Source organism: Arthrobacter sp. TJ-266, from assembly GCF_058269115.1.
This window is the reverse complement of the sequence record NZ_JBZCNC010000001.1, coordinates 941,863-966,575: the sequence shown is the minus strand read 5'-3', so window position 1 is coordinate 966,575 and position 24,713 is coordinate 941,863. Positions and strand designations below refer to the sequence as shown.

Sequence of the window (24,713 nt, the reverse complement as noted above, 5' to 3'; positions counted from 1 at the left end):
ACCGGCACCACCATCCGCTACACCTGACCCCTCACACCCCGGGCCGTCGCCCAGGGGTTGGCTGGACGACGAAACACCCCGACCTCCACGGTCGGGGTGTTTCGTCGTCCTAACGGACATCTGGCGCGCGCGTCATGACGCACCTGGGGCTACTGGTCGAGCAGCCCCATCAGGTACCGGCCGTAGCCACTCTTGAGAAGGGGCGTGGCCCGCTCGATCAGGTCGTCGTCGGACAGGTTACCGAGTCGCCAGCTGATCTCCTCGGGGCAGCCGATCGAGAGACCCTGGCGCTTCTGCACCGTACGGATGAACTCGGACGCCTCGTTCAGCGAGTCGAACGTCCCCGTATCCAGCCACGCCGTGCCGCGCGGGAGGATCTCGACGCGCAGGGCATCCCGCTCCAGATACACGCGGTTGATGTCCGTGATCTCGAGCTCACCCCGGGGCGAGGGCTCGAGGTTCGCCGCGATGTCGATGACGTCGTTGTCGTAGAAGTAGAGACCTGGTACGGCGTAGTGGCTCTTGGGCCGGGCCGGCTTCTCCTCGAGGGAGATGGCACGCCCGTCGGCATCGAATTCGACGACACCGTACGCGGAGGGATCCGCAACCCAGTATCCGAAGACGGCGCCACCCTCGATGTTCGCGAACCGCCGCAGCTGCGTGCCCATCCCCTGCCCGTAAAAGATGTTGTCGCCGAGCACGAGCGCGACCGGACCCGATCCGATGTGCTCCGCTCCGAGGATGAAGGCCTGCGCCAGACCGTCGGGGGAGGGCTGCTGCGCATAGGTCAGACTGACGCCGAACTTGCTGCCGTCGCCCAGCAACCGCTCGAACTGCTCCGCGTCGTGCGGGGTCGTGATCACCAGGATGTCCCGGATACCGGCCAGGATCAGGGTGGACAGCGGGTAGTAGATCATCGGCTTGTCGTACACCGGAACCAGCTGCTTGCTCACGCCCAGGGTGATCGGGTGGAGTCGGGATCCGGTTCCACCGGCAAGGATTATTCCGCGCATGGTCGCAATCATCGCGGTACTCGCCGATCGACGGCAAATCAGCCACGCGGTCACCACGACGCGGGATCACATCGGCGTCCCATCGGGATCATCGGCCGTCAGGACGAACATGGCCCGCGCTGATACCGGCGTGCGACGTGGCCCGGGCCCTCCCCGCTCAGCCGGTCCGCCCGCGCCCTATGGGATACTGAGGCAGTGAATCGCACCTGGGTCGTCATTCCTATGTACAACGAGGCGACCGTCGTCGGTTCGGTCATCGAGGGTCTCCGTCCTGTGTTCCCGCATGTCGTCTGTGTCGATGACGGCAGCTCCGACGGGTCTCAGGACGTCGCGCGAGCCGCAGGCGCCGTCGTCGTACAGCACCCCATCAACCTCGGCCAGGGTGCCGCCCTCCAGACCGGCGTCGAGTTCGCCCTGCAGGATCCGCTGATGCGGAACATCGTGACGTTCGACGCCGACGGGCAGCACCGTGTGGTCGATGCCGCCGCCATGGTGGCCCGCCTCGACGCCGACGAGGCGGACATCGTCCTTGGGTCCCGCTTCCTCGACGACCGGACGCAGATCGGTCCGATGAAGCGGCTGGTGCTCAAGACGGCCGCCGTCCAGTCACGCATGGCCACCGGTCTGAACCTCACGGATGCCCACAACGGTCTGCGTGCCATGAATCGTTCGGTCGCATCGAGCATCCATCTGACGCAGAACCGCATGGCACATGCCTCGGAACTCGTGCACCAGATCGCCGAGCTGAAACCGCGATGGACGGAGCACCCGGTCGAGATCATCTACACGGACTACTCGAAATCCAAGGGGCAGTCCCTGCTGAACTCCGTCAACATCCTCGCCGAACTCTTCTTTAGGTGACCCCGTGCTCCTGATCGTCCAAATCGTCCTCGTTCTCGCCGTCGTGCTGGTCTCGCTCGTGCTCATGCGCGGCGGGGCCAATGCCCGCCACCTCGCCATCCGGCGCATCATGCTGATGATCTTCGCCGTCGCCGCGGTGGCGTCCATCTTCTTCCCGACCGTCCTGACGTCGGTGGCCTCGTTCCTCGGGGTGGGGCGCGGCACCGACCTCGTGCTCTACGCGACGATCGTCAGCTTCTTCGTCTTCATGGCGACGACCTACCAGCGGTTCCGCCACGCCGAGACGGCGCTGACCGCGCTGTCGCGCCGCATCGCGCTCGACGAGGCACCCAAGCCCTGGGTCGACGACCACTCCTGACGAGTCAGGACGACGGCACCCACGCGACACGGGCGCTGCGCCCTGAGCAGGAAGGCCGTGCCGAGGCGCCGATCCAGCAGGACAGGCGCTCCGGCGTCGTCTGCTAGCGGATGACGTGGCGACCGAGGCTCGAGATCGAGGCCTTCTTACCTCTGAGAACGGCCGTGGCGAGCAGTGAGACGGCGTTCAGGCGCGACGTGATGTGGAGAGACGCCGCGCGGGCCGCCTTCGTCCACCCGAGGGACGCGAAGCGCTTCGCCTCGATCTCGAAGAACCTGCGCTCCTCGTCGAAGCGGCGGCCGTCGAGCGCCCGGACGGACGAGTCCGAGCCGGAGTGACGCCGGTAGAGGAACGCCAGCTCCGGATGCAGAACCATCGAACCGCCGTCCGCCGCGATGTCGAGCAGTAGGGCCAAGTCCTGCACCACGTCGAACTCGGGCCGGAACCCGATCCGCGTGATGGTCGAGGTACGCCAGGCGAGGGACGGGAAATAGTGCCATCCGGCGTGCAGCAGACTCGTGGCCAGCCGCTCCCCCTTCAGGACCGTCGGAATCGTTGCTCCCGGCATGGCCAGCTTCTTGACGCGATCGACCAGTGGCGCGACCGCCGCACCGTTCTCGTCGATGACCTGGACGCCCGGCTGCATGACGTCGGCCTCGGGATAGGCAGCGAACGTGTCGACGACGGCCTGCAGGTAGTTCGGCAGCATCAGGTCGTCCGCGCCCATGACGACCACGATCGGCGCCTCGGCCAGCTCGAGGGCCTTCCGGTAGTTGCCGTTGGCTCCCAAATTGGACTCATTGCGCTGGTAGGACACCCGTGGGTCGGTCATGGCGCCGAACCAGCGGGCTGGCTCGGGATCCGGGTAACCGTCGTCGACCACGATGAGCCGCCAGTCCTCGAAGTGCTGGCTCAGGACGCTGCGTGCGGCCTTCTTCATGAGCTCGACATCCCCGTAGTAGGGAAACAGGACGTCAACGGAGGACATGGCGCTCTTTCGGCAGGAGGTGGCAGGCGGGCACCGCAGTGCCGGGCAAGGACAGTCCAACTATAGGGACGACGGTCACGCGAAGTGAAAAGCCCGTTCTGTAGACTCGACCGGGATCACGAACAGTCGAGACGGGATGGGCATGGACGCGGGCACACTCTCCGACGAGGAGCGCGGCGTTCGCGTCAGCGTCTGCCTGGCCTCCTACAACGGTGCCGCGCACGTGGAGGAGCAGCTCCGCTCCATCCTGACGCAGCTGGGACGCGACGACGAGGTCGTCGTGGTGGATGACGCCTCCTCGGACAGGTCGGTGGACGTCATCCGCGATCTCGGTGATCCGCGGATCCGGATCGTCCGATCACCGGTCAACCGCGGATACGTCCGTACCTTCGAGGCAGCGCTCCTCGAGAGCCGCGGCGAGTTCGTGTTCCTGTCGGACCAGGACGATCTCTGGCTGCCGGGACGCCTCGACCTCATGCTCGCCGCGCTGCGGGACAAGCCGGTCGTCGCGAGTAATTTCAGCTTCTTCGGGCAGCAGCCCCGCACCATCGAATCGCTGCGCCTCCGAGCGGCGGACAGCGATCGCCGCTGGGCCAATCTGCTGCTCCTGTGGGTGGGCGTGCGCCCCTATTACGGGTGCGCGATGGCCTTCCGCCGCGACGTCGCTTCCCTGATCCTGCCGTTCCCCGCCTTCCTCTACGAGACCCACGATCAGTGGATCGCGATGGTGGGCAATCTGCTCGGCGGCATGCGACACGTCGAGGAGGACACGCTGACCCGTCGCCTCCACGACACCAACACGACCCCGAAGAAGGCGCGATCCCCACTCTTGATCCTGCGGTCGAGGATCATGTTGGCCCGGGCGTTCGGCGTGGCTGTCCGTCGCTGGCGGGCCACGTAGGTCGATACACCAACCAGGGCGGAAGCGCACGCCCTGCTACGGAGTCCGTAAACCAGGCGATCGCCTAAGCCGGCGCCGAAGGATTACCAGTTGATACAGGGCGATGAGGCATTCCGATCCTGCGACTGCCCATGCGACGAGGTGCAGGCCCGCAAGGGCAGCAGCGAGAAGGATGAGGGGAGTTCCGACGAGGGCGCCGATGATGGTGGAAGCAGCAAGCGCCCTTCCCTCCCCTATCAGGACAAGGCAGGCGAGCCCAACGATCTGTGACACGGCGATCGCAGCAAAGGCGACGCCCATGGGCAGGCTCAAGCCGAAAGGAACGAGCACCGGATCCGCAGGGGATAGCAAAGGACTGACGAGCGGACTGAGCAACCAGATGCAAAGTCCGCCCGCTACACCGACAGCAGCCCCAAGTTCCACCGCTCGACGCATACGCATCATCATCAGGTCTGGACCGTGCTCCGGGATCCACCCCTGGACGAATTGGAGAAACGGGGCGAACACCATCAGGCCGTACCGTATGAATCGATCCGCAAGAACATAGACGGCCAGAACGGTATCGGGCAGGAATGCATTCACGGCGAGAATGGGCAAGTAGACATATAGTGCGCCCGTTGCAGCCGTAATGACGCCGTGGCGTTGCGGATAAAGCCTTCGCGCCGCTCGGTGTGGTGACGTGTCGAAGAACAAAGGCCCTCGCGCCTTCTGCGAACGAAGTATCCGTAGAGCACTGAGGATGATGGCGCTCAGATTGCCCAACAGAAGCACGAGGACGAATGCCCATAGCTCCCGCGTGAGATGGACCACCACCAGTGCGGCACACAATCCCATGATCTGCGGCAGCGAGTCCCAGCAAAAAAGTCTCCATGGCTTCGCCTCCCCAACGAAGTACCATGGCGCGCCGAGGAAGGGTACGAGGTAGGCCAAGGCGCCCAGAACCACCAGCCGTGGATCTCCGTCCACAACGAGCAGCAGCAGGATGCAGAGTACCGGGGAGGCGAGTAAGAAGAGGTAGGACCGGCTCACCAAGGACTCGAGATACAGCTGCGGCCGGCGGCCCGGCGCCGCCGCCGCGACCTGGGAGGGACCCGTGGTACCCCACCCGAAGGACACGACGACGCCGAACATCAACGCTGCTCCCTGGATCACGGCGAGTTGCGCCCAAGCCGAGGCTCCCACTGCGTCAATCACGACGGGGATCGAGATGATGCCGACGACCGTCCCCAACCCGATCGTCGCGGAGAAGCTCAGGAGCCGACGTGCCAGAGCTGCCCGTGACGGCATCGGGTGCTGGCCGGCCGCGGAGGCCGCCGAATCAACCACGCGTCGCTCGTAATCCGCTCCGTACGGTAGTCATGCGTAGCACCGCGTCCGCAAGCAGTCCTGCGAGGTACTCGATTGCAGATCGCGTCGAGATCTCCCCGCGACGATTGGCAGATACCACGGGCCGAGCCCGCGACATCATCGTCCCGCCGGACCCAAAACAGAGGATTGGCCCGAGTCGCGTCCGCTCGTCACCTTGAAGCCGTCGATCGAGGGTATCCACCATCGCGACCCGCCACCCGACTCCGACATTCCGCACCGTGCGGAGCAGCGCGAGAGGGCTCGCCGAACCCTCGTACCTCCGAGCTATACCGAGCGCGTTCCGTACAGATCGGCTCGGTGAGAAACCGTGTCCGACCTCTCCTATGACATTCGCTCCGTGCTGGACGTAGTCCTGCACCACGTCGGTCATGACGACGGACAGCCCGACCACGGCTGCGCAGACTGCGAGCCAGTGGTCGTGGACCTGGGACGGTGTCTCCATCCGCGGGAAAGGTAGTGCAACGTCGAGAAGTGACCGTCGAAAAACGCTCATCCCACCCGTGTACTGATTGTCGATGACGAAACTTCCGAGGGGAATGTCCTTTCGGGCCGTCCGTTCGGAGACCACCCGTCCACTCGGATACTCGACAACCCGGGCCTGAGCGGCGACCATCACGTACTTGTCGAGCAACGGGATCATTCGCTCGAGCTTGTCGAGATGCCACTCGTCGTCCTGGTCACTGAGTGCCACCCATCGTGCAGCGTGGTCCACATTCATGAGTGCTCGCTCGAAGTTGCCATAAAACCCTAGCCTGTCGGTGAAGCCCAGGACCGTGAATCTCGCGTCTCCATCGGTGATCTCAGCCACACTGTCCGCGACAGACTGCCACTCGCCGTCGACGGATATGACGCACCGGAAATTCACATGGGTCTGACCCTGAATCGATCTGAGTTGTCGGGTGAGAAGTTCCAGATTTGGCCGGTAGGCGGCGAGTGCTATAACTCCGAAGGAATCATCAGGGCTCGGGCGCGCTCCAGATCTGGCCATCCAACGATCGTAACAGCGCATCGACAGCGGCCTCGGGAGCGAGCCCGCCCCGCTAGAGTTGGCTGGTTGAATCACCAATACCCGGAATCACCCCGAGGAGCGACTCGTCACCGCTTTCGAAGAGGAGGAGCGTACGCAGTGGAGGAGAAGACTCACGAGATCCGAACGGTCGCGGTCGTGCCCGTCTTCACTCCTTCGCCTTCCCTCCTGCCGGCTCTCAGGGGCTTGCAGGAGCAGGTTGGCATGGTGGTTGTCGTCGATGACAGTCCAGAAGGCGTTATCTCGCCGGTCCTGGACGACGTGGAACGCCTCGGCTGCGCGGTCTTGAGTCAGCATCAGAACTCGGGTATCGCCAGCGCGCTCAATGCGGGCATAGGGCTGGCACGAGCGGTATACGGCGCCACACACATCCTGACCATCGACCAGGACTCGGTACTGCAGCCGAATTACGTCCGGAGGATGTTGGAAGTGCTCGATCCCGAGACGAATGCCGGTCGCGGCGGAAATATCGCTTTCGTCTGCGCCGAGTCGATGAACGGACAGCGTGTCGCAACGCTGCGTGGACGTCCGGACGAACCCTACGATCCTATGCAGTCCGGTTTGCTGTTTCCCGTGTCCACGCTCGATGCCCTGGGACTTTTCGACGAAAGCCTCTTCATCGACGGCGTCGACACTGACTACATGCTTCGTGCCCGAACGCACGGGATGCATGTGGTCTCGGCAGCTGGCTCTGACATCACGCATGTCCTCGGCTCCGAGTCGCCGTCATCCGCAGGCCAGCGCGGCACACGAGCTACCGTCAGTCTTCATGCGCCCTTCCGTATCTACTACATCGTCCGCAATCGATGCCGACTGGTCCGACGCTACGGCTTGGTCGTACCCGGGTGGATGCTCCGCAGGCTCTGCGACGATGTCCTTCTGCTGCTACGGAACGTCAGGCATGCACCGGTGAAGACGCGAGTGCTGCTGGCGATCGCGCTCGGTGCTCGCGACGGTCTCGTCGGGCGAACGGGGAGGATCCCGTCATCAATCGCCGCACGGATAAGCTAGACCCGTCTGGTAATTGCCGGTCGCCCCTCGTCGGAATGGATACAAGTGAGCACCGCTGCTGTCGTCGTCTCGTTCAACCGCAAGGCTCTGCTGCAGGAGTGCCTCGCCGCGCTGCAGGCGCAGGATCTGTCACTGGACGAGATCATCGTGGTGGACAACGGATCGACGGACGGTAGCGCCGAGACAGTTCGGCAGGAGTTCCCCGGAGTGTCTCTCGTCGAGACACGGGAGAACCTCGGCGGCGCAGGCGGTTTCGCCTGGGGCGTCGAACTGGCCATTTCCCGTGGCCATGACTACGCCTGGTTAATGGACGACGACGGCGCACCCGAGGTCGGGGCGCACGCGGCGCTCCATGACGTCATCAGGACTGCCTCCGCGCCAGTCGGCTTCCTCGCATCAATGGTCACACGAGGCGGTCACGACCTCAACCCGGGCAATGTACCTGTAATATCTTCGGATCCGGCCAAGCAGGTCGAGGCTCAGAAGCTCGGCGCCGTCGCCGTCGATTCCGCGACGTTCGTCGGTGTGCTCGTCAATCTCAGCGCCGCGCGGCGGACTCACCTACCGCTGGCGGACTTCTTCATTTGGGCGGACGACACCGAGTACACGCGAAGGATCTCCCGGGTTCTACCCGGTCTCATGGTTCCCGAGAGCCGCATCAAGCACCCACTGAATAAGGGCAATGCCAAAGACATCGGCCCGCGGCTCTTCTACTTCATCCGCAACAATCTGTGGTTGCTCCGAGAAAGCGACTACACCAAAACCTATAAGGTCACGCGTGTCCTGGAGATCGCTGCGCATTCCGCTCTCCAGGGAGTTCATGCTGCCGATAAGCGCGCTTGGGCGGCGTCGGTAATACGCGGCTACAGCCAGGCTGCGTTTAGGAAACCGCGGCACGTTCAGCCCGGCGCGATGCTCGGGTCTCTCGACCAGGAGACGCGGGAAGCCGCAGCACAGCGGGGAACGTCAGTCGCGTTGAGATAACGCTTCGCTCTTCCGGCTCACCCCAGTCCACACGCCGTGACACGATAGAGCCGCGCCTGGCCGATGGCCTCGACGAGGTCGACCGACGTGCTCGACACGAGGTTCTCGAGTCCCGGGTACGGGTGGTATCCCCCGTGCACCTCCTGCCTGCCGAAGTCGAGCACGTACCGTACGTTCTGATCGATGATCGCGTCACACACCTCGGGTTCGTTCGCCGCGTCGCGGAGTTCCGCATTGACCTCGAGCGCCTCCGGAGGGAGATTTGCGAGCGTGTGCAGCTGGAGCGTCCTACGGTCGGCGAGGACGTAGGCGAGCGAGCTACCCGTCCATGGATTACCCGCCAGTACAGCGTCGTCCGGCACGAGATCGTCGAGCCGCTGCAGCAGTGCGTACTCGTCCGCGGACACCAGGAGCGAGTCCGGGCGGAGGTCGTAATTGCCTGCAGCACTCCGGGCGGCGACACGGACGTTCTCGCCCTGCGTGAGAGTCACGCTCACCCCCACGAGGACCACCGCCCCGACCAGCGTCACCACTTGTTTCACCGCAGAGGGGCTCAGGGCGGGCAGCGCATCCAACGCCGGCGCTGCGAGCCTGTCCATCACGAGGCGGACGATCGCGGACCCCCCGATCGCGGCCACCGGGATGGTCACGAGCGGCAGCAGGGCCGCCAACCGGACGGTGTCCGTGTACCAGGCCCCGGTGATCAGGTCGCGGAACTCGCCGTCCGGTGAACCGGTGGCGACGACGAAGAGCCCGGCCCCGACCACGTAGACGCCGACGAGCCACAGCTGCCGCACACGGGCGGTCAGGACGGCCAGCCCCACGGCGGTCATGACGGCGACGGCCCAGATGACCGGTGTCCCCAGAGGACCGGACGTCAGGAACTCGCCCACCGCCTGGGCCTCCCGCTGGACGGGCGACCAGATCAGCGATTCCTCGGCCGGCCGGAGCAGACCCCACACGGTCACCAGTAGGTACCAGTAGACGGCGAGCGATGCGACGGTGACGCCCGCCGCGACCACCCGTCGACGGGTGGTCGCCCGCGGTCGCGCGAGGGTCCGGACCGCGACGGCGAGTGCGAGCGGGATGGAGAAGGCAATCAGGGCTGCGATCACGCTGGGGTGCGCCAGGGCGACACCCGGCAGGGTCACGAGGAAGAGGCCCCACAGCATGGTGCGGGAGGTCCCGCTCCGACCGAGACCGAGGGCGGTGATGAGAACCGCGAGGAGGGCCGGAAAGAGACTGATCCCGAGGAAGTTCGGATAGAGCACACCGAAGGTGACGAGCAACAGCGGGAAGGAGCCGAATGCCGCGGACAGCACGCCGGTGAGCAGGAGCGGCACCCAGCGCGGTCCGACGATGCTCCGGACGAGGAACAGGCAACCCGCGGGCCAGACGACGGCGCCGATCACGAGGTTGACGGCGTTGACGCTGACCGGCACGGATCCGCCGCCCATCAGGTGCACCAGCGACACCAGTCCGTGCCACCCCGCGGGGTAGAAACCGATCCCGGTCATGCCGCCCAGGGTCAGGGACGACGCCGAACCCGTGTCCGCGATGTACTGAATGGCGTTCAGGTGGAAGATGTTGTCGAAGGTCTGCGAGAACCGCTCGGGCTCACCGAAGGCGAACAGGAGTCGCCGGCCGTTGAGGAAGGCTGCGATCGCGAGCGCGACGAAGGAGATGAGCAACTCCCGGCGCTGGAACTCCTCGACCGCGACACCCCTTCGCCGCTGCACGAGCAGGACCAGGAGTCCGGCGAGCATCGTGACGAGCGCCACACCGATCACGGGCAGCAACGACCAGCCGATGCCGGCTCGCTCCCCCACGATGGCGCCGAGGGCGATGAACGACATCGAGAGGACCGGGGCCAGAGCGACGGCGTTCAGGCCCCTCAGACCGAACCCCACGACACCGACGACCAGGCCGGGCAGGAACATCACTCCTGCGGCGACGAGTATCTCCGGTACCGCTGCGGCCCACATGGCATTCCCTCTTCAGTAGTGCATCACTCACGGGCCCGGCTCGAGCGCCGGGCCTCTCCTTGTCCGTACTTCTTGTCCATCATCTGCCGGTGAGGACCGGCGGCGGTCAGCCGTTACCGCGAAGCCTGGCGACGACGTCGTCCACCGGCCCGTCCATGAGCAGGCGCCCGTGCTCGAGCAGGACGCCACGGCGGCACACCTTCGACACGAGATCGAGGTCGTGGCTCACGACGACGAGCGTCTTGCCCGCGTCACCGAGCTCCCTGATCTTCTCGAGGCACTTCTTCTGGAACGGCTCGTCGCCCACGGCGAGGATCTCGTCGATCAGGAAGATCTCGGGATCCGTGTGGATGGCCACCGAGAAGGCCAGGCGCAGATACATCCCCGACGAGTAGAACTTGACCTCGGTGTCGATGAACTGACCGATCTCGGAGAACTCGAGGATGCTCTCGAAACGATCCTCGATCTGCTGCTCCGTCATGCCGAGGATGGCGCCGTTCAGGTAGACGTTGTCCCGACCGCTCAGGTCCGGGTGGAAGCCCGCGCCCACCTCGATGAGACCGGCGACGCGCCCGCGCGTCCGGACCGTCCCGGAATCGGGCAGCATCACTCCGGAGATGTGCTTCAGGAGAGTCGACTTCCCTGAGCCGTTCAGGCCCAGCAGAGCCACCGACTCCCCCTGGTGCACCTGTAACGAGACGCCGTCGAGGGCGTGGAACTTCTGGGAGAGGTCACCCTTCCGTCCCTTCATGATCCATACGAAGGCCTCTTTGATGGACCGCGTGTGTCGGAGGACGAACTGCTTGGAGATCGACTGGACGTCGACAGCGATGACCATGGCTACAACTCCTGCGCGAATCGGCCCTCGAGGCGGCGGAAGGTGAGTTGCCCGGCGAGGATGACGGCCAGGGCGATTCCGAGCCCGATCGGGGTCCAGAGGTCGAGCAGGTTCGGGGGGACCGCGAGCAGGGGATCCGTTCTCGGGGTACTGGTGGTCGGCATCCAGAACGCGAAATGGAAGAGCTCGACGGCAATGGTCAGCGGGTTCACCTGGTAGACGATGTGGAGGACGGAACCGGTGGCCGACCCGAAGGCGTCATACAGGCCGTCGCGCACCATGATCCAGGAGTACAGCACCGGTGAGGCCCATGTCGCGATCATCAGAAGCATGTCGACGAAGTTCTCGGAGTCCCTGAAGTAGACGTTGGCCGCTCCGAAGAAGAGGCCGAGACCCACGGCGAGCATCGTCACGATGGCGAAGGCTGCCACCGCCGCGGCGATCTGCACCGGGCCCGGGGACCACCCGCCGATCACGCAGGCGATGAGGAGCACGACGAGTTGCGGGACGAAGTGCACCGCCGAGACCCACACCGATGCTACGGGGAACAGCTCCCGCGGCAGGTAGATCTTCTTGATCAGGTTGCCGTTGCCGACGATCGACCGTGCCGCATTGCCCAGCGCCTCGTTGAAGTAGTTGACGAGCACGATGCCCGAGAACAGGTAGATCGGGTAGTTCTCTGTGTTGCGGTTCATCCCGAGGAAGATCCCCAGCGCGAACCAGAACACGACGAACTGCACCCCCGGCTTCACGTAGGACCACAGCAACCCGAGGACGGAGCCCCGATACCGCACCTTGAGCTCCTTGCTGACCAGCAGCTTCAGGAGGTACCGCGATCGCAGTACGTCCCGGAGTCCGCCGCCCAACCCGGGCGCGGTCAGCTCTGCCGTACTCACGTCAGCGATTCGTGGTCGAGTGGGACTCAAACGTCCTCTTCCAGGATTCGAAGGACGTGATGTCCTTCACGGCGTCTCGGTACTGCCGGCTCAGGCTCGGCCACCTGCGCAGGATCTCGGCATTGAGGCGCCCGGCCTCGGCCAGCAGAGCGCGCATCTCCCGGGGGTCACGGCGGTACCAGGACGCTCCAGTACCCTCGGCGTTCGAGACGATGGCGCTGTCGTACTGCGACATCCGCCACCACTTGTTGTCCTGATGGGCGATGAAAGCCTGCGGGCGCTGCTTGCTCGCGGTCGAGATCGGTGCGCTTAGCTGCCGGGCGATGGTCTTCAGGGCCCAGGGCACCAGGGTCGAGTAGGACGGCGCAGTGAAGCCCTGACCACGTCGAGGAGGTTTGTCCATCGTCGGCGTCGGGAAGGAGTCAGGATCGGATTCGATCCTGGCGTCCGTGTATCCCTTCGCCATGGCACGGATCTCTGGCAGCTTGGTGCCGAGGATGTCATGTAGCTGTGCCGGACCCTCGAGGACGTCCCGCATCGCCATGACGCGACCGCGCGCGGTGTGGTACTGCATGGACACGAGGTGCTTGATGTCCGAGTAGCCGGATTCCCGCACCACACGCCCACCGCGCTCGTAGGGACTGTGGATCAGCGCCGCGATCATGCGGTTGCGCGTGTGGAAGTAGGCCTGCCAGCCCACCATGTCGTCCTTGTCGATCCAGGACACGTGCCAGACGGCTGCACCGGGCATGGACACGGTGGGGTAACCGGCCTTCTTGGCGCGGAGTCCGTACTCGGCGTCGTCCCACTTGATGAAGATGGGGAGCGACAGGCCGATCTCCCGGATCACCTGGGTGGGGATGAGGCACATCCACCAGCCGTTGTAGTCGACATCGATCCGGCGGTGGAGCCAAGGTGTGCGGCGGAGGTTCGTCCGCGCGAAGTCGTGACCGAGGACCTGCTCGGCGACCGGCTGGTCGGGCTGGAAGCGATAGGGATTGACGATCTCACCGAAGGTGTGGAGGACGGTCCGGTTGTAGAGATCGAACATGTGGCCGCCCACGATGGTGGGCGTCTTGCAGTGCGTGGCGAACGAGAGCAAACGGGGGATGCTCTCCGGCTCCATCACGACATCGTCGTCCAGGAGGAGGGCGAAGTCGCTGCCGTTCTCCACGGCCTCGTACATGCCGCGGGCGAAGCCGCCTGAGCCGCCGAGGTTGTCCTGGTCGATGATGCGCAGCTTGCCGCCCAGGCGCGCTGCGACGTCGTCGAAACCCTCCTGGTCAGCGACCTTCTGAGTGCCCTGGTCGACGATCAGGATCTCCTGGACGTCGACGATCGCTTCAGGGTTCGACGCGAGGATCTCGAGGTTGTTGAGGCAGAAGTCCGGCTTGTTGAGCGTGGTGATCTCGAGAGTGATACTGCCGCGGCGAGGTTCGACACCGGCTGCCTGCCAGTCGGCCTCCTTCAGGACGAGGCTCTTGCTCCCGGCCACGAGATCGAACCAGTACCACCCGCCGTCGCCGAAGGGCTGGAGCGAGAGATCGAAGACGCTCGTCGTCGCCCCCTCGACCCGCGCTGTCTCGACGTGCTGCAGGGCTCCCCGGGCGTTCGACTTGTACACCGTGACCACGCCCGCTCCCTCCGTGCGCACCTGGAGCCGAACCTGTCGGAGGGCCGTCCAACGACGCCAGTAACTGGCCGGGAAGGCGTTGAAGTAGGTGCCGAGGGAGACGCGCTCACCGGGGCGCACCGACGTCGATCGCCTGGACCTGAAGTCCTCGACGTGCAATTCACGCGAGGTGTCGGCGACCGCAGCCGCCTGCCCCGACACTGCGCTCCCATCATTCGTGTTCAGCTGGACGCCGAACGCGCTGCCCGTGTCGACGTACAGGCCGGCGGTGTCCATCTGGCTCTGCTGCGGCAGGATGACCCTCTGGAGGGTGTGCCACCCGGCGTCGGCCGCGCTCACTGCCGTCGTCGTCGTCGCGGCCGTCATGCGTCCACTCCGCCGCTCTCAAGCTTCTGCCCGCCGGTGAAGTGCGGCGTGATCTTGTTGTCGAACATGGACAGGGCAGATCCGATGGCCATGTGCATGTCGAGGTACTTGTACGTCCCGAGCCGACCACCGAACAGCACCGACTTCTCACCTTTGGCCAGTTCGCGGTAGGCCGTGAGCTTCGCGCGGTCCTCGGAGGTGTTGATCGGGTAGTAGGGCTCGTCGTCCTTCTCGGCGAAACGCGAGTACTCCCGCATGATCACCGTTGCGTCCTTCGTGTACGCGCGCTCCGGGTGGAAGTGACGGAACTCGTGGATCCGCGTGTAGGCGGCGTCCTCGTCCGGGTAGTTCATCACCGAACATCCCTGGAAGTCCTCGATGGGGAGGACCTCCTCCTCGAGGTCGATGGTGCGCCACGACAGATCGCCCTCGGCGTAGTCGAAGTAGCGGTCCACCGGGCCGGTGTAGATGACGGGAACCTGTCCGAGCGTGCTGGATCGCGAGTACTCGTTGCCCTCGTCGAAGAAGTCCGTGTTGAGGTGGACCTCGATGTTGGGGTGGTCGGCCATCCGCTCGATCCACGCCGTGTAGCCGTTGACGGGCAGTCCCTCGTACTTGTCGTTGAAGTACCGGTTGTCGTACGTGTACCGCACCGGCAGCCGGGAGATGATTTCCGCCGGCAGGTCCTTCGGGTCGGTCTGCCACTGCTTGCCTGTGTAGTACTTGATGAACGCCTCGTACAGGGGCCGCCCGATCAGCTGGATCCCCTTGTCGTTCAGGTTCTGCGGATCGGTGCCTGCGAGCTCGCCCGCCTGCTCCTGGATCAGGGCGCGCGCCTCGGCGGGGCCGAGAGCGGTGCGGAAGAACTGGTTGATCGTGCCCAGGTTGATGGGCATGGGGTACACCTCGCCCTTGTGGCGCGTGTAGACCTTGTGCACGTAGCTCGTGAACTCGGTGAAGTTGTGGACGTAGTCCCAGACCCTCTCGTTGGAGGTGTGGAAGAGGTGCGCGCCATAGCGATGCACCTCGATCCCCGTCCGGGCCTCGTTCTCGCTGTAGGCGTTACCTCCGATGTGGTGGCGGCGGTCGAGAACGGCCACCTTGAGGCCCAATTGGCTCGCGGCTCGCTCGGCGATCGTGAGGCCAAAGAAGCCCGAACCGACGACGACTAGATCTACGCTCAAAATTTCTCCTGTGATGACGATTGCTGCCAATTATGCCGCAGGCCCTGTCCACGGGCGGACGCCGCCGTGCGCAGAGGTGCGTGATTCCTGCCTCGTGATCGGTCGATCACAGCCGGATGACGGCGTCCAGGCGCTCCTCGAAGGCAGGCACCATGGACCGCAGATAGGTCGCCGTGACGTGGTTGTCGTCGAGGTAGACGTACACGTTGCCGATCACCGCCGGGCACTGCCGTGCGGGACACAGCAGGTCCGTGAAGTCGAGGAACCGGACGCCGGGAGCCCTCGCCAGCAGTTCGCCGGTGGGCGCGGAGAGCGTGAGGATGCTCTCCTGCGCCGGGTTGCAGGTAGGACTTCCGGCTCCTTCGCGCTCGACGCACTGGGCCATGTCGAAGGCGAAACGGGGGTTGTCGCGCACGGCGATGACGTCCACACCCGCCTGCGTCAGGGACGCAGCGGCCGGGGCGAACCCTGGTCGCACGACGTCCTGGGGATCATCGATGCCCGCACTGGTCCCCACGGTGTAGACGGCATCCGGCTGCAGCCCGATCACATGGTCGATGACTGCCTGGTTCCAGTCGGAACACCACTGTCCCCGTCCCTCGGCGCCGGTGCCGAACGGGCAGGCGCCCAGCAGGAAGAACGTGACCTTCCACTCCCTCTGCTGCGCCAGCTCGACCAGGGGGGTCGCCCATTGCTGCGCATGGGAGTCGCCGATGACGACCACATGACGGGCGGGCGTGTCGGACGTCCCGATCGTCGAGCACTCGTCGCGGATCTGCGAATCGGCGGGGACGTCGTCGCCCGAGCAGCGCGACCCGACATCGAGGTACTCGCCCTGCAGATCGGACGCCGCCGGGGCGAGCGGCACGCCCACCGGAGCGGTGATTGCCAGCCGTGGGTCGAGCACCAGCGCGCCCGGATTGTTCACGTCGGCGTTGGCGGCGATCTGCTCGCTCTGCAGGCGCAGACCCTGCTGCCACGCCGTCAGGGGCGTCGCCACCACGGCGACACAGACCGCGAGGACGACGGCGGCCCTCCGCCGTCGTCGGTCCGCCCACTGTGACGCGCGCAGGGGACGCTCGACGAACCGCATGGTCAGGTAGGCGAGGACGAGCGAGATGGCGATGACCACGAAGCCGCCCACCAGTCCGGGCTGCGCGGCGTCCTGCTGGACCAGGTAGAGCACCAGGACCGGCCAGTGCCACAGGTACAGCGCGTAGGACAGATCCCCCAGCTTCACCAAGGGTGCGGCCGACAGCACGCGGTCTGCCCCGATCCCGCTGCCGGTCTGCCCGGCGACGATGACGAGGGCTGCCGCGGCCAGGGGCCACAGAGCCATGTACCCGGGGAACTGGCCCTGCACGTCGAGGAGGAACCCGCCGCTGAGCATCATCGCGAGGCCCAGCCAGCCGGCAAGGATCCGGAGGAAGCGCGGCAGGCGGACGAAGGGCAGGGCGAGGGCGAGCAAGGTCCCGAACGCGAACTCCCACAGCCGGGCGCGGGTGTCGAAGTACGCGTAGGACTGGTCCGTGTAGGTCTCCCACACGGAGAAGGCGAGCGAGGCGACGAAGAGCGCCCCGAACACGAGGAGCACGACGCCCCGGAACTTCAGCCGGAACCGGCGGGCGAGGAGTGCACTGGCGAGGAACAGCAGCGGCCAGAGGATGAACACCTGCCCCTGAACCGAGAGCGACCAGAAGTGCTGCAGCGGGCTGGCCAGGCTGTGATCGTCGGCGTAGTAGTCGACGGCGTTGGACGCGAGGACCCAGTTCTGCACGTAGAAGAGGGAGGCCCAGGACTGCTCGATGATGTCCGGCCACCGCGACGCCGGTACGAGGACGTAGCTCGCGCCGAGGGTGGCGACGATGACGACGACGACAGCGGGCAGCAGGCGCCGGAACTGGTGCAGCCAATGGCGGAGCAGGTCGACGGGTTTCCCTGACTCGACCTTGCGCAGGAACGAGAGCGACAGCAGGAACGCGGAGATGAGGAGGAAGACGTCGACGCCGCCGGACACCCGCCCGAACCACACGTGGTACGAGACGACCATCAGAACGGCCAGTGCGCGCAGCCCCTGGACCTCGGGCCTGAACCCGCGCCCCGCCCCGTGTCCCCCATCCGGCGTCGATGCTGCGCGTCCGGCCTCACGACCGCCATCGCGGTTCAACAAGGTAGACACGACCGACCATTCTACCGGCCGACGCCGCGAAGACCTCGCAGGCGGTGTGCCCCGCGCGGGCGCCGAGCGGCCGGACGCAAGCCCGCGGAACGTCGACGCCACGGTTATCCACAGCCGCGTCAGCCCACCTGCCGTTGATCCGCGTGTAGCCCTACCCTCGGGAAGGACGAGGAGGAGGCCGTATGGACGTGCACCTGACAGTGGTCGGCGCGCCGCCGTCCGAGCGGGCAGCCCGCGACATCGTCGTGGACACCCGAGTGATCGACACCGGCGTCGTTCTCGCCCAGCGACTCGAGGCGGCCGGTTGGCGCGGCCCGTTCACGATCGACGGCGTCCTTCTGGACGAGCTCCATGCCCCGAGCACCCTGCACGACGGCGGGGTCGTCGTCGCGGGTGCCCGTCCCACCAGGATGCCCCCGCAGCCCGTGTCGCATCTGGCGCTCGTCGTCCATGCCGGCCCCGACGCCGGGCAGGTCTTCCCGCTCACGCGGGGTACCTACGCCATCGGGCGGTCGGCGGCCGACATCGTCATCGCCGACCCGTCCCTCTCGCGGACCCATGCCCGGCTCACCGTGACCGAGGACGCGATCCTGGTCGAGGACCTCGACTCCGTGAACGGCACGTTCGTGGACGGCGCCGCTGTCACGAGGGTCCCGATCACCGTCTCCGCGGAGCTCGTCCTCGGTTCAAGCCACTGCCGCATCGCGGTGTCCGACCGCCCCTCGTGGTCGGGGCCGGGTTCCTCGTCGTCGATCCTCGATCCCGTACCCGTCGGTCCCGAGCTCCCGCGAAAGCCCTCGCGCGTGCTGATCATGACCGCCTTCCTCCCCCTGGTGCTGGGCGTGGTCCTGGCACTGACGACCGGGATGTGGTTCTTCCTCGCGTTCAGCGCGCTTTCGGCGGTGACGGGCATGGTCCCGCTGCTCACCTATCGCCGCACGGCCAAGGCGTTCAGCACCGCGGTGCGGGAGGCCTCCGACGAAGATCAACGGCGGCGGACGCTGGCGGTACCCGACCTGGGAGAAATCGCACTCGGCGCCCTGCGGACTCCGGGTCAAACGTCGGACCCCGCCCATGCCGCACGTTCCGGCCCTCCGGCGGCGACCGCACGCAGCGACACCCCGGACACCGCTCCTCCCGGCGTGGTGCTCCTGAGACTCGGCACGGCGAATCAGCCCGCACACATCGCCGTCCGGACGAACGACGGCGACTTCACCGCCCCGGAGCTTCCGGGCGTACCGCTCCTCCTCGCCTGCGCCACCGGATCGGGACCCGGAAACGACACCGGAATCGACACCAGGATCGACACGGGGATGACCCTGTCGGGGGATGCCGACGCCGTCAACGGTCTGCTCCGCGCCCTGCTCCTGCACCTCACGCACCCGCGCGCGGCCGCAACGAGCATCCTGTGCTGGGGCGCTCCCGTGGATCAGCCGGTGGACGCCAGGTTCCTCCCGAACGTCCGCCTGACCAGCGATCCCGCGGTCCTCGATCGGTTCCTCACCCGGCCCGGCTTCCGCCTCGTCGTCGACCTCGCGGGTGATCTGCCGTCAGGGCCAGGCGTCGCGCGGGCCTTCGTCCTCCGGGTCAATCCGGATGGCAACCGCTCCGAGCCCGTCGCGGCGACAGGACACAGCGCGGTGGTCCTGTCGGCGAGCGGCGGACGAGCCCTCGTCAGGGGCGAGGTGTTCGACCTGTCGCCCGACGCCGTGTCGGAGAGGACGTTCGCCCGTACCGCCCGGGCGCTCGCGCGAGGAGCCGCCCACGTCTCGGCGCTCGGCGGGCGTGATGCTCCGTTGGGCACCGGATCGGAGGGCGACGCTCCCCCGGAGTCAGCATCCCTGTGGTCGGCGGATCTCGTACCGGACACGCTGGCTGCACACGCGCTCGAAAGATGGTCCTCGTCCGATCCGGACCGTCCCGCCGCAGTTCTCGGGGCCGGCCGGGATGGACCGGTGGCATTCGACCTGGTGAAGGACGGCCCCCACCTGCTCGTCGCGGGAACCACCGGCTCGGGCAAGTCGGAGTTCCTCCGCACTCTCGTCCTCGGGCTCGCCATCAACCACCCGCCCGCAGAGCTTGCTCTCCTGCTGATCGATTACAAGGGCGGCTCCGGACTGGGTGAGCTCTCCGCCCTCCCGCAGTGCGTCGGGAGCATGAGCGACCTGTCCACGGAATCGACCGCCCGCGCGCTCGTCTCGCTCCGCGCCGAACTCCGGCGCCGGGAGGCGTTGTGCGCGCAGTTAGGCGCAACCGACGTGGAGCAGCTCCGCCGCCTCGCTCCGGCCTCGTGCCCGCCCAGGCTCGTCGTGGTGATCGACGAGTTCCGCATGCTGGTCGACGACGTACCCACCGCCCTGCCCGACCTCCTCAAACTCGCGGCGCTGGGGCGTTCAATCGGGGTCCACCTCGTCCTGGCGACCCAGAAGGCCCAGGGCGCCGTTTCCCCGGACATGCGGGCGAACATCACGTCCGCAGTGCTGCTCAGGGTCCGCACCGCCATGGAGTCACAGGACCTGCTGGGTACGGCGGCCGCTGCCGACATCCCGGTGGACCTCCCGGGCCGCGCCTACCTCCGCCGGGGGAACGAGGCACCGGTGGCCTTCCAGGTCGCCTCCTGTTCGGCGCGGTCGGACTCCAGCGAGGCTCTCGGCTGGACCGACCTCGCTGCGCACATCGCCGGGTCCGCTCCTCGGTCCCGAACCGCCCTGTCCGTGCAGTCGCCCACCCTGGTACGGGAAGCCGTTGCTGCACTTGGTACCGCCGCTGGTCAGGCCATCGTTGCCGCCGCCCATCGACCCGTCCTCCCGCCCCTGCCCGTTCGCTTGATGCGCTCCGAGTGCGCCGCGTTCACACCGGCCGTGCTTGCAGGCCCTGCTGAGCGCCGGCCCCGGGGCGGCGCCGCTCATGACGGGGATGAGCGTGGCGGGGTCGACGCGCGATCGGTGGACCTCGGGGTGTCGGACGTCCCCGACCGTCAGGCGCAACGCCTGCTCCGGTGGAATCCAGCGGAGCACGGTCATCTCGCTCTCATCGGTCTCCCGGGCAGTGGCGGGCGTGAGGCCCTGGGGTCCCTCGTCGCCGCGCTGCCGGCAGCCGACCCGGACGTGCACCTCTACCTGCTCGACGGTGACGGGAGCCTCGGACACGCAACGGGCGCTGCGACGGACGACGCGCTCGGGGGAACCACGAGCTCTCACGTGGGCGCTCTCGTCGAAGCCCACGAGACGCGGAGAGCCGCCCGAGTCCTCGAGCGGTTGGCGAACCTCCCGATGTCACGGGGCGGTGGGCAGCCGATCGTCCTCGTCGTCTCGGGTTGGGGACGCTGGACCACCCAGTTCCGTGGCCTGCGGGGAGGACGCGCCGAGGAGGACCTGCAGGCGATCGTGCGGGACGGGGCGCTGAGCGGCGTGACCGTACTGATCCTCGGCGACCGGGAACTCACCGCGGCACGGTTCTTCTCCCTGATACCGAACCGCCTCTACCTGCCGGTCGGCGCTCATCAGGAGATCACTCTCACGTGGCCCAGGATGCCGCTGATGGACCCCGTGGCCGGACGGGCATTCGCCCAGGGTCGCATCACCGGCACGTGGGGCGACTCCGTCTGCCAACTCCTCCTCGATCCGCCCGTCCACAGCGTCGTGGCGGCGCCGTCGACGGTCCCGTTCCCGGTGCATGCCCTCCCGTCACTCGTGACGCTGTCCGATATCACCCGGCAGGCAGGGCCCGGGCCGGCGCAGCGGAAGGACGTCCAGGGTCACCTCGGGGTGGGCGATCGCTCTGATGCCTCCCGCGTCCCGGGCCGACGGAGCGAGTCGGTGACGCTCGGGGTCCACGGTGACGACCTCCAGCCGTACAGCGTGACCCCGACGCCGGGAGATGCGTTCCTCGTCCTGGGCCAGTCCTCCACGGGCCGTACGAACGTCCTGCACTTGTTCGCAGCAGCGGCAGCAGCGGCAACCGCTGCCGACGGTCCGCACGGTCCGCACGGTCCGCACGGTCGAGAGGTCAGGACGGTCCGGGCAGCACCTTCCCGGGCGGACACCGCCCGTGCGGCGTCCTACTGGCGTGAGGTCGGCGAGCAGCGGCTCTCGGTCGCGGAGGTGCAGCGCACCCTCCTCCTCGTCGACGACGCGGAACTGCTCCCCCCGGATGTGCAGCGCTTCCTGTCGGAGCTGGTGGCGGGCGGGGCCGCGGCCGTCCTCGCGGCGCGGCCGTCACCCTCGCTCGTCACCCGGGTTCCCCTCGCCCTCCAGGCGAGAGCATCAGGGAGAGGCCTCGTCCTCGGACCCAGGGCACCCGCCGACGGCGACCTGTTCGGCGTCCGGCTCGATGCCGATGGCGGGGCCGTCACGGGACGAGGGCACGCCGTCGACCCGTCCGGGACCTTCGAGGTGCAGATCGCCCTCGCGCCGAGCGGCCCGATGGGACCGCCGGATGACGACGTGTCCGCGCGGGGAGCTACAGCGTTCTTCCGTCCGCCGTCACTCGCACGGTGAACCGGACCACGGGCTGCGAGAAGAGGAGCACGATGACCACCGCCGCGGGAACGAGGAACGCCAGACCCAGCACGGGACTCCCCGTGCTGAAGTACGGGAACGCCAGGATCACGAGGAAGACCTGCAGGACGAGCGACGGCGTACGGGGCCAGCGCATCCCCGCTGTCAGCGAGCGCGCCATGGCGATGAGCGCTGCGGCGACGAGGGCGAGCAGCACGGCCATGAAGACCGATCCTCCGACGGACACCGCGGTGCCCCCGATGAGCGGGATCAGGGACAGGACCGCGAGGACCGCGATGGCGACGGCTTCGAGCACGAGGATCGCTGCGATGACGAGCACGCCGCGGGGTCGTACCGCGGGATCCTGAGCTGGAGGAGTGGCCACGGACGAACCCTATCGGACCGGACGACGGTCATGCCGAGGGGACTGGGGACGTGCCCTGTGATGAACCACTCATGGTCCTGCGTAAACTGGCGCCCCGGAAACCCTTGTTTACCTCCCGGTAACGTGACAGCCTTAAAAGCAGTGGATACCAGGGGGCCGGTCTCGGCCCCTTTACTATGAGCCCCTTCGTGAATGTTTTCACAAACACACGGACAGCGAGGCCGAAGGAGAATGTGATCATCATGGATTGGCGTAGTCGCGCGGCGTGTCTGGACAAGGATCCGGAGCTGTTCTTCCCCGTGGGCAACACCGGACCGGCTCTCCTGCAGATCGAGGAGGCGAAGAGCGTCTGCCGACGCTGCCAGGTGCAGGACACCTGCCTCCAGTGGGCGATCGAGTCCGGCCAGGACGCCGGAGTGTGGGGCGGTCTCAGCGAGGACGAGCGCCGTGCCCTCAAGCGCCGCGCTGCACGCGCACGCCGCGCATCCTGACCTGAGCAGTCGCGCGTCCCGATGGGAGCGCAGCCTAATCCTTCCCGCTGGCCGACCACCGGCGCGGAGGACGAACCACACGACGAGGGGCCGCTCCAGGGCGGCCCTTCGTCGTGTCCGGCCTGCTTCCGCCGGTGCGCGCGGAGGCCGCTCAGGCGCCGGCGGCCAGTCGTAGCGCGAGGTCGAGCGTGACGGATGTGCCGCCGCCCGGGCGCGTGGACCACTCGATCGTCCCGCCCAACTCGCTCGTCACCAGCGTGCGTACGATCTGCAGACCGAGCCCTTCCGCATGCCCTCCGGCCGGCAGTCCCACGCCGTCGTCTGCGATGGTCACGCGCAGGAAGTCCTCGCCCTCCGCCTCGGTCCGGCGATTGGCCATCAGCCAGACGGTCCCGGCCTTGCCTGCCAACCCGTGTTCCACAGCGTTCGTGACGAGTTCGTTGATGACCAGCGCCAGAGGAGTCGCGAGGTCGCTCGGCAGCTCACCGAAGTCGCCGCTGCGCTCGGTCCGGACGGCCTGAGAGGGGGACGCGACCTCCGCCGAGAGACGGAACTGACGTGCGATCAGCTCGTCGAAGTCCACGCTCTGCGCCAGACCTTGCGAGAGCGTCTCGTGCACCAGGGCGATGGTCGACACCCGTCGCATCGCCTGCTCGAGGCCGAGCTTGCCCTCGTCGCTCACCATCCGGCGGGACTGCATCCGCAGGAGCGCCGCGACGGTCTGGAGGTTGTTCTTCACCCGGTGATGGATCTCGCGAATGGTTGCGTCCTTCGACACGAGTTCCATCTCGCGCCGCCGCAGTTCCGAGACGTCCCGGCAGAGGACGAGCGCGCCGAACCGCTCTTTCTCGTCACGCAACGGGATGGCCCGCAGGGACAGACTCACGCCTTTCGATCCGATCTCCGTCCGCCAGGGCATCCGGCCGGTCACCACCAGGGGAAGGGTCTCGTCGACCATCCGACGGTCCTTGAGGAGCGCGGTCGTGATCTCGGCCAGCGGCCTGCCCTCGAGCGTCTCGACATCGCCGAGGCGGCGGAAGGCCGAGACGCCGTTGGGGCTGGCGTACTGCACGATCCCGTCGACGTCGAGCCTGATGAGGCCGTCCCCCACGCGAGGTGCACCGCGCCGTGACCCCGTGGGAGTGGCGAAGTCGGGCCATAGGCCCAGCGTCCCCATGCGCAGGAGATCGTACGCGCACTGCCGGTAGGTCAGTTCGAGGCGTGAGGGCATGCGGGAGCTCGAGAGGTCCATGTGGGTGGTGACGACGGCGAGCGTCCGCCCGTTCCGGACCATCGGGACGGCCTCGACGCGCATGGCCATCTCCGTGGTCCAGTTCGTCTCGCCGGAGCGCTCGATCCGCTGGGAGGACCAGGCGACGTCGACCAGGGGTTGCAGGTCGGCGCGGATGCGTTCGCCCACGAAGTCGCTGTGGAACACGGTGTGCGACGTCGACGGCCGGGCGTGCGCCAGTGCGACGTATCCACCGCCCTCAAGAGGGAACCACAGGGCGAGGTCGGCGAAGGCGAGGTCGGCGACCATCTGCCAGTCCCCCACCAGCAGGTGCAACCACTCCGCATCGCCGGGCTCGAAGCCCGTGTACTCGCGGATGGGGTCGGTGAAGATTGCCATGTGTCCCTCTGTCGTTGTGGCCCTCTGCTCCGGCAGAGTGCTGTGGACCTAACTGCACCGGACCACCGGGTGGTGGGCGCAGCAAACCCTTACGTCGGGCACCCAGGCCCCCGGTC

19 protein-coding genes are annotated in these 24,713 nt (G+C 66.9%); 7 read left to right on the top strand and 12 right to left on the bottom strand.

Features of this window, described 5'->3' with window-relative positions:
* Positions 1-149: 149 nt before the first annotated feature.
* Positions 150-1,013, bottom strand: a complete 864-nt coding sequence (rfbA, locus tag AC4D12_RS04785) for a glucose-1-phosphate thymidylyltransferase RfbA (protein WP_490948746.1) — start codon at positions 1,011-1,013, stop codon at positions 150-152.
* 195 nt (positions 1,014-1,208) lie between these two features.
* Between rfbA and AC4D12_RS04780 the strand changes: the two genes are divergently transcribed.
* Both AC4D12_RS04780 and AC4D12_RS04775 read left to right on the top strand, forming a co-directional pair.
* Complete coding sequence (locus AC4D12_RS04780; protein WP_490948745.1) at positions 1,209-1,874, top strand: glycosyltransferase family 2 protein; 666 nt, start codon at positions 1,209-1,211, stop codon at positions 1,872-1,874.
* 4 nt (positions 1,875-1,878) lie between these two features.
* Positions 1,879-2,232, top strand: a complete 354-nt coding sequence (locus tag AC4D12_RS04775) for a DUF2304 domain-containing protein (protein ID WP_490948744.1) — start codon at positions 1,879-1,881, stop codon at positions 2,230-2,232.
* A 103-nt stretch (positions 2,233-2,335) separates the two neighbouring features.
* Here AC4D12_RS04775 and AC4D12_RS04770 read toward each other — a convergent pair whose 3' ends face one another.
* Positions 2,336-3,220 carry a glycosyltransferase family 2 protein gene (locus tag AC4D12_RS04770; RefSeq protein WP_490948743.1) on the bottom strand — a complete coding sequence of 295 codons (885 nt, stop codon included), beginning with the start codon at positions 3,218-3,220 and terminating at the stop codon, positions 2,336-2,338.
* 142 nt (positions 3,221-3,362) lie between these two features.
* On the opposite strand from AC4D12_RS04770, the gene AC4D12_RS04765 reads away from it, so the two are divergent.
* Positions 3,363-4,121 (top strand): glycosyltransferase, encoded by a 759-nt coding sequence (locus tag AC4D12_RS04765; protein ID WP_490948742.1) that lies wholly within the window; start codon positions 3,363-3,365, stop codon positions 4,119-4,121.
* Positions 4,122-4,157: 36 nt separating this feature from the next.
* Here AC4D12_RS04765 and AC4D12_RS04760 read toward each other — a convergent pair whose 3' ends face one another.
* Positions 4,158-5,447 (bottom strand): MATE family efflux transporter, encoded by a 1,290-nt coding sequence (locus AC4D12_RS04760; protein WP_490948741.1) that lies wholly within the window; start codon positions 5,445-5,447, stop codon positions 4,158-4,160.
* On the bottom strand, positions 5,440-6,477 hold the full coding sequence (locus tag AC4D12_RS04755) for a glycosyltransferase (protein ID WP_490948740.1): 1,038 nt from the start codon (positions 6,475-6,477) through the stop codon (positions 5,440-5,442). The genes AC4D12_RS04760 and AC4D12_RS04755 overlap by 8 nt, the downstream gene beginning before the upstream one ends.
* A 138-nt stretch (positions 6,478-6,615) precedes the next feature.
* Between AC4D12_RS04755 and AC4D12_RS04750 the strand changes: the two genes are divergently transcribed.
* Complete coding sequence (locus AC4D12_RS04750) at positions 6,616-7,527, top strand: glycosyltransferase (RefSeq protein WP_490948739.1); 912 nt, start codon at positions 6,616-6,618, stop codon at positions 7,525-7,527.
* A 45-nt stretch (positions 7,528-7,572) separates the two neighbouring features.
* Entirely contained in the window at positions 7,573-8,511 is a 939-nt protein-coding gene (locus AC4D12_RS04745) for a glycosyltransferase family 2 protein (protein WP_490948738.1), read from the top strand.
* Between the two features lie 17 nt (positions 8,512-8,528).
* Here AC4D12_RS04745 and AC4D12_RS04740 read toward each other — a convergent pair whose 3' ends face one another.
* The 6 genes from AC4D12_RS04740 to AC4D12_RS04715 all read right to left on the bottom strand — a co-directional run bounded on the left by AC4D12_RS04740 (position 8,529) and on the right by AC4D12_RS04715 (position 17,592).
* On the bottom strand, positions 8,529-10,496 hold the full coding sequence (locus AC4D12_RS04740) for a DUF6541 family protein (protein WP_490948737.1): 1,968 nt from the start codon (positions 10,494-10,496) through the stop codon (positions 8,529-8,531).
* Between the two features lie 106 nt (positions 10,497-10,602).
* On the bottom strand, positions 10,603-11,334 hold the full coding sequence (locus AC4D12_RS04735; protein WP_490948736.1) for an ABC transporter ATP-binding protein: 732 nt from the start codon (positions 11,332-11,334) through the stop codon (positions 10,603-10,605).
* Between the two features lie 2 nt (positions 11,335-11,336).
* A complete protein-coding gene (locus AC4D12_RS04730; protein ID WP_490948785.1) occupies positions 11,337-12,239 on the bottom strand; it encodes an ABC transporter permease in 903 nt (300 codons plus the stop codon).
* Positions 12,232-14,229 carry a glycosyltransferase gene (locus tag AC4D12_RS04725; protein WP_490948735.1) on the bottom strand — a complete coding sequence of 666 codons (1,998 nt, stop codon included), beginning with the start codon at positions 14,227-14,229 and terminating at the stop codon, positions 12,232-12,234. The genes AC4D12_RS04730 and AC4D12_RS04725 overlap by 8 nt, the downstream gene beginning before the upstream one ends.
* Positions 14,226-15,413 carry a UDP-galactopyranose mutase gene (gene glf, locus AC4D12_RS04720; RefSeq protein WP_490948734.1) on the bottom strand — a complete coding sequence of 396 codons (1,188 nt, stop codon included), beginning with the start codon at positions 15,411-15,413 and terminating at the stop codon, positions 14,226-14,228. Before glf ends, AC4D12_RS04725 begins: the two co-directional genes overlap by 4 nt.
* A 106-nt stretch (positions 15,414-15,519) precedes the next feature.
* On the bottom strand, positions 15,520-17,592 hold the full coding sequence (locus AC4D12_RS04715; RefSeq protein WP_490948733.1) for an acyltransferase family protein: 2,073 nt from the start codon (positions 17,590-17,592) through the stop codon (positions 15,520-15,522).
* A gap of 182 nt (positions 17,593-17,774) precedes the next feature.
* Here AC4D12_RS04715 and AC4D12_RS04710 point away from each other — a divergent pair, with 182 nt between their 5' ends.
* A complete protein-coding gene (locus tag AC4D12_RS04710) occupies positions 17,775-22,091 on the top strand; it encodes an FtsK/SpoIIIE domain-containing protein (RefSeq protein WP_490948732.1) in 4,317 nt (1,438 codons plus the stop codon).
* On the opposite strand, the gene AC4D12_RS04705 is transcribed toward AC4D12_RS04710, so the two are convergent.
* Positions 22,054-22,476, bottom strand: coding sequence for a hypothetical protein (locus AC4D12_RS04705; RefSeq protein ID WP_490948731.1), 423 nt, complete (start codon positions 22,474-22,476; stop codon positions 22,054-22,056). The two genes, AC4D12_RS04710 and AC4D12_RS04705, sit on opposite strands and share 38 nt — an antisense overlap.
* A gap of 242 nt (positions 22,477-22,718) precedes the next feature.
* On the opposite strand from AC4D12_RS04705, the gene AC4D12_RS04700 reads away from it, so the two are divergent.
* Positions 22,719-22,967 carry a WhiB family transcriptional regulator gene (locus AC4D12_RS04700; protein ID WP_055769355.1) on the top strand — a complete coding sequence of 83 codons (249 nt, stop codon included), beginning with the start codon at positions 22,719-22,721 and terminating at the stop codon, positions 22,965-22,967.
* A gap of 151 nt (positions 22,968-23,118) precedes the next feature.
* Here the strand turns inward: AC4D12_RS04700 and AC4D12_RS04695 are convergent, their stop codons facing one another.
* The gene (locus AC4D12_RS04695; RefSeq protein ID WP_490948730.1) at positions 23,119-24,597 is read right to left on the bottom strand and encodes a sensor histidine kinase; all 1,479 of its coding nucleotides are present in this window, start codon (positions 24,595-24,597) and stop codon (positions 23,119-23,121) included.
* Positions 24,598-24,713 lie beyond the last annotated feature (116 nt).

Excerpts from the sequence above, each read along its gene's own strand:
- rfbA (WP_490948746.1), bottom strand. The coding sequence starts at position 1,013 with ATGCGCGGAATAATCCTTGCCGGTGGAACCGGATCCCGACTCCACCCG.
- AC4D12_RS04770 (WP_490948743.1), bottom strand. The coding sequence starts at position 3,220 with ATGTCCTCCGTTGACGTCCTGTTTCCCTACTACGGGGATGTCGAGCTC.
- AC4D12_RS04765 (WP_490948742.1), top strand. The coding sequence starts at position 3,363 with ATGGACGCGGGCACACTCTCCGACGAGGAGCGCGGCGTTCGCGTCAGC.
- AC4D12_RS04755 (WP_490948740.1), bottom strand. The coding sequence starts at position 6,477 with ATGGCCAGATCTGGAGCGCGCCCGAGCCCTGATGATTCCTTCGGAGTT.
- AC4D12_RS04740 (WP_490948737.1), bottom strand. The coding sequence starts at position 10,496 with ATGTGGGCCGCAGCGGTACCGGAGATACTCGTCGCCGCAGGAGTGATG.
- AC4D12_RS04735 (WP_490948736.1), bottom strand. The coding sequence starts at position 11,334 with ATGGTCATCGCTGTCGACGTCCAGTCGATCTCCAAGCAGTTCGTCCTC.
- AC4D12_RS04725 (WP_490948735.1), bottom strand. The coding sequence starts at position 14,229 with ATGACGGCCGCGACGACGACGACGGCAGTGAGCGCGGCCGACGCCGGG.
- AC4D12_RS04710 (WP_490948732.1), top strand. The coding sequence starts at position 17,775 with ATGGACGTGCACCTGACAGTGGTCGGCGCGCCGCCGTCCGAGCGGGCA.
- AC4D12_RS04700 (WP_055769355.1), top strand. The coding sequence starts at position 22,719 with ATGGATTGGCGTAGTCGCGCGGCGTGTCTGGACAAGGATCCGGAGCTG.
- AC4D12_RS04695 (WP_490948730.1), bottom strand. The coding sequence starts at position 24,597 with ATGGCAATCTTCACCGACCCCATCCGCGAGTACACGGGCTTCGAGCCC.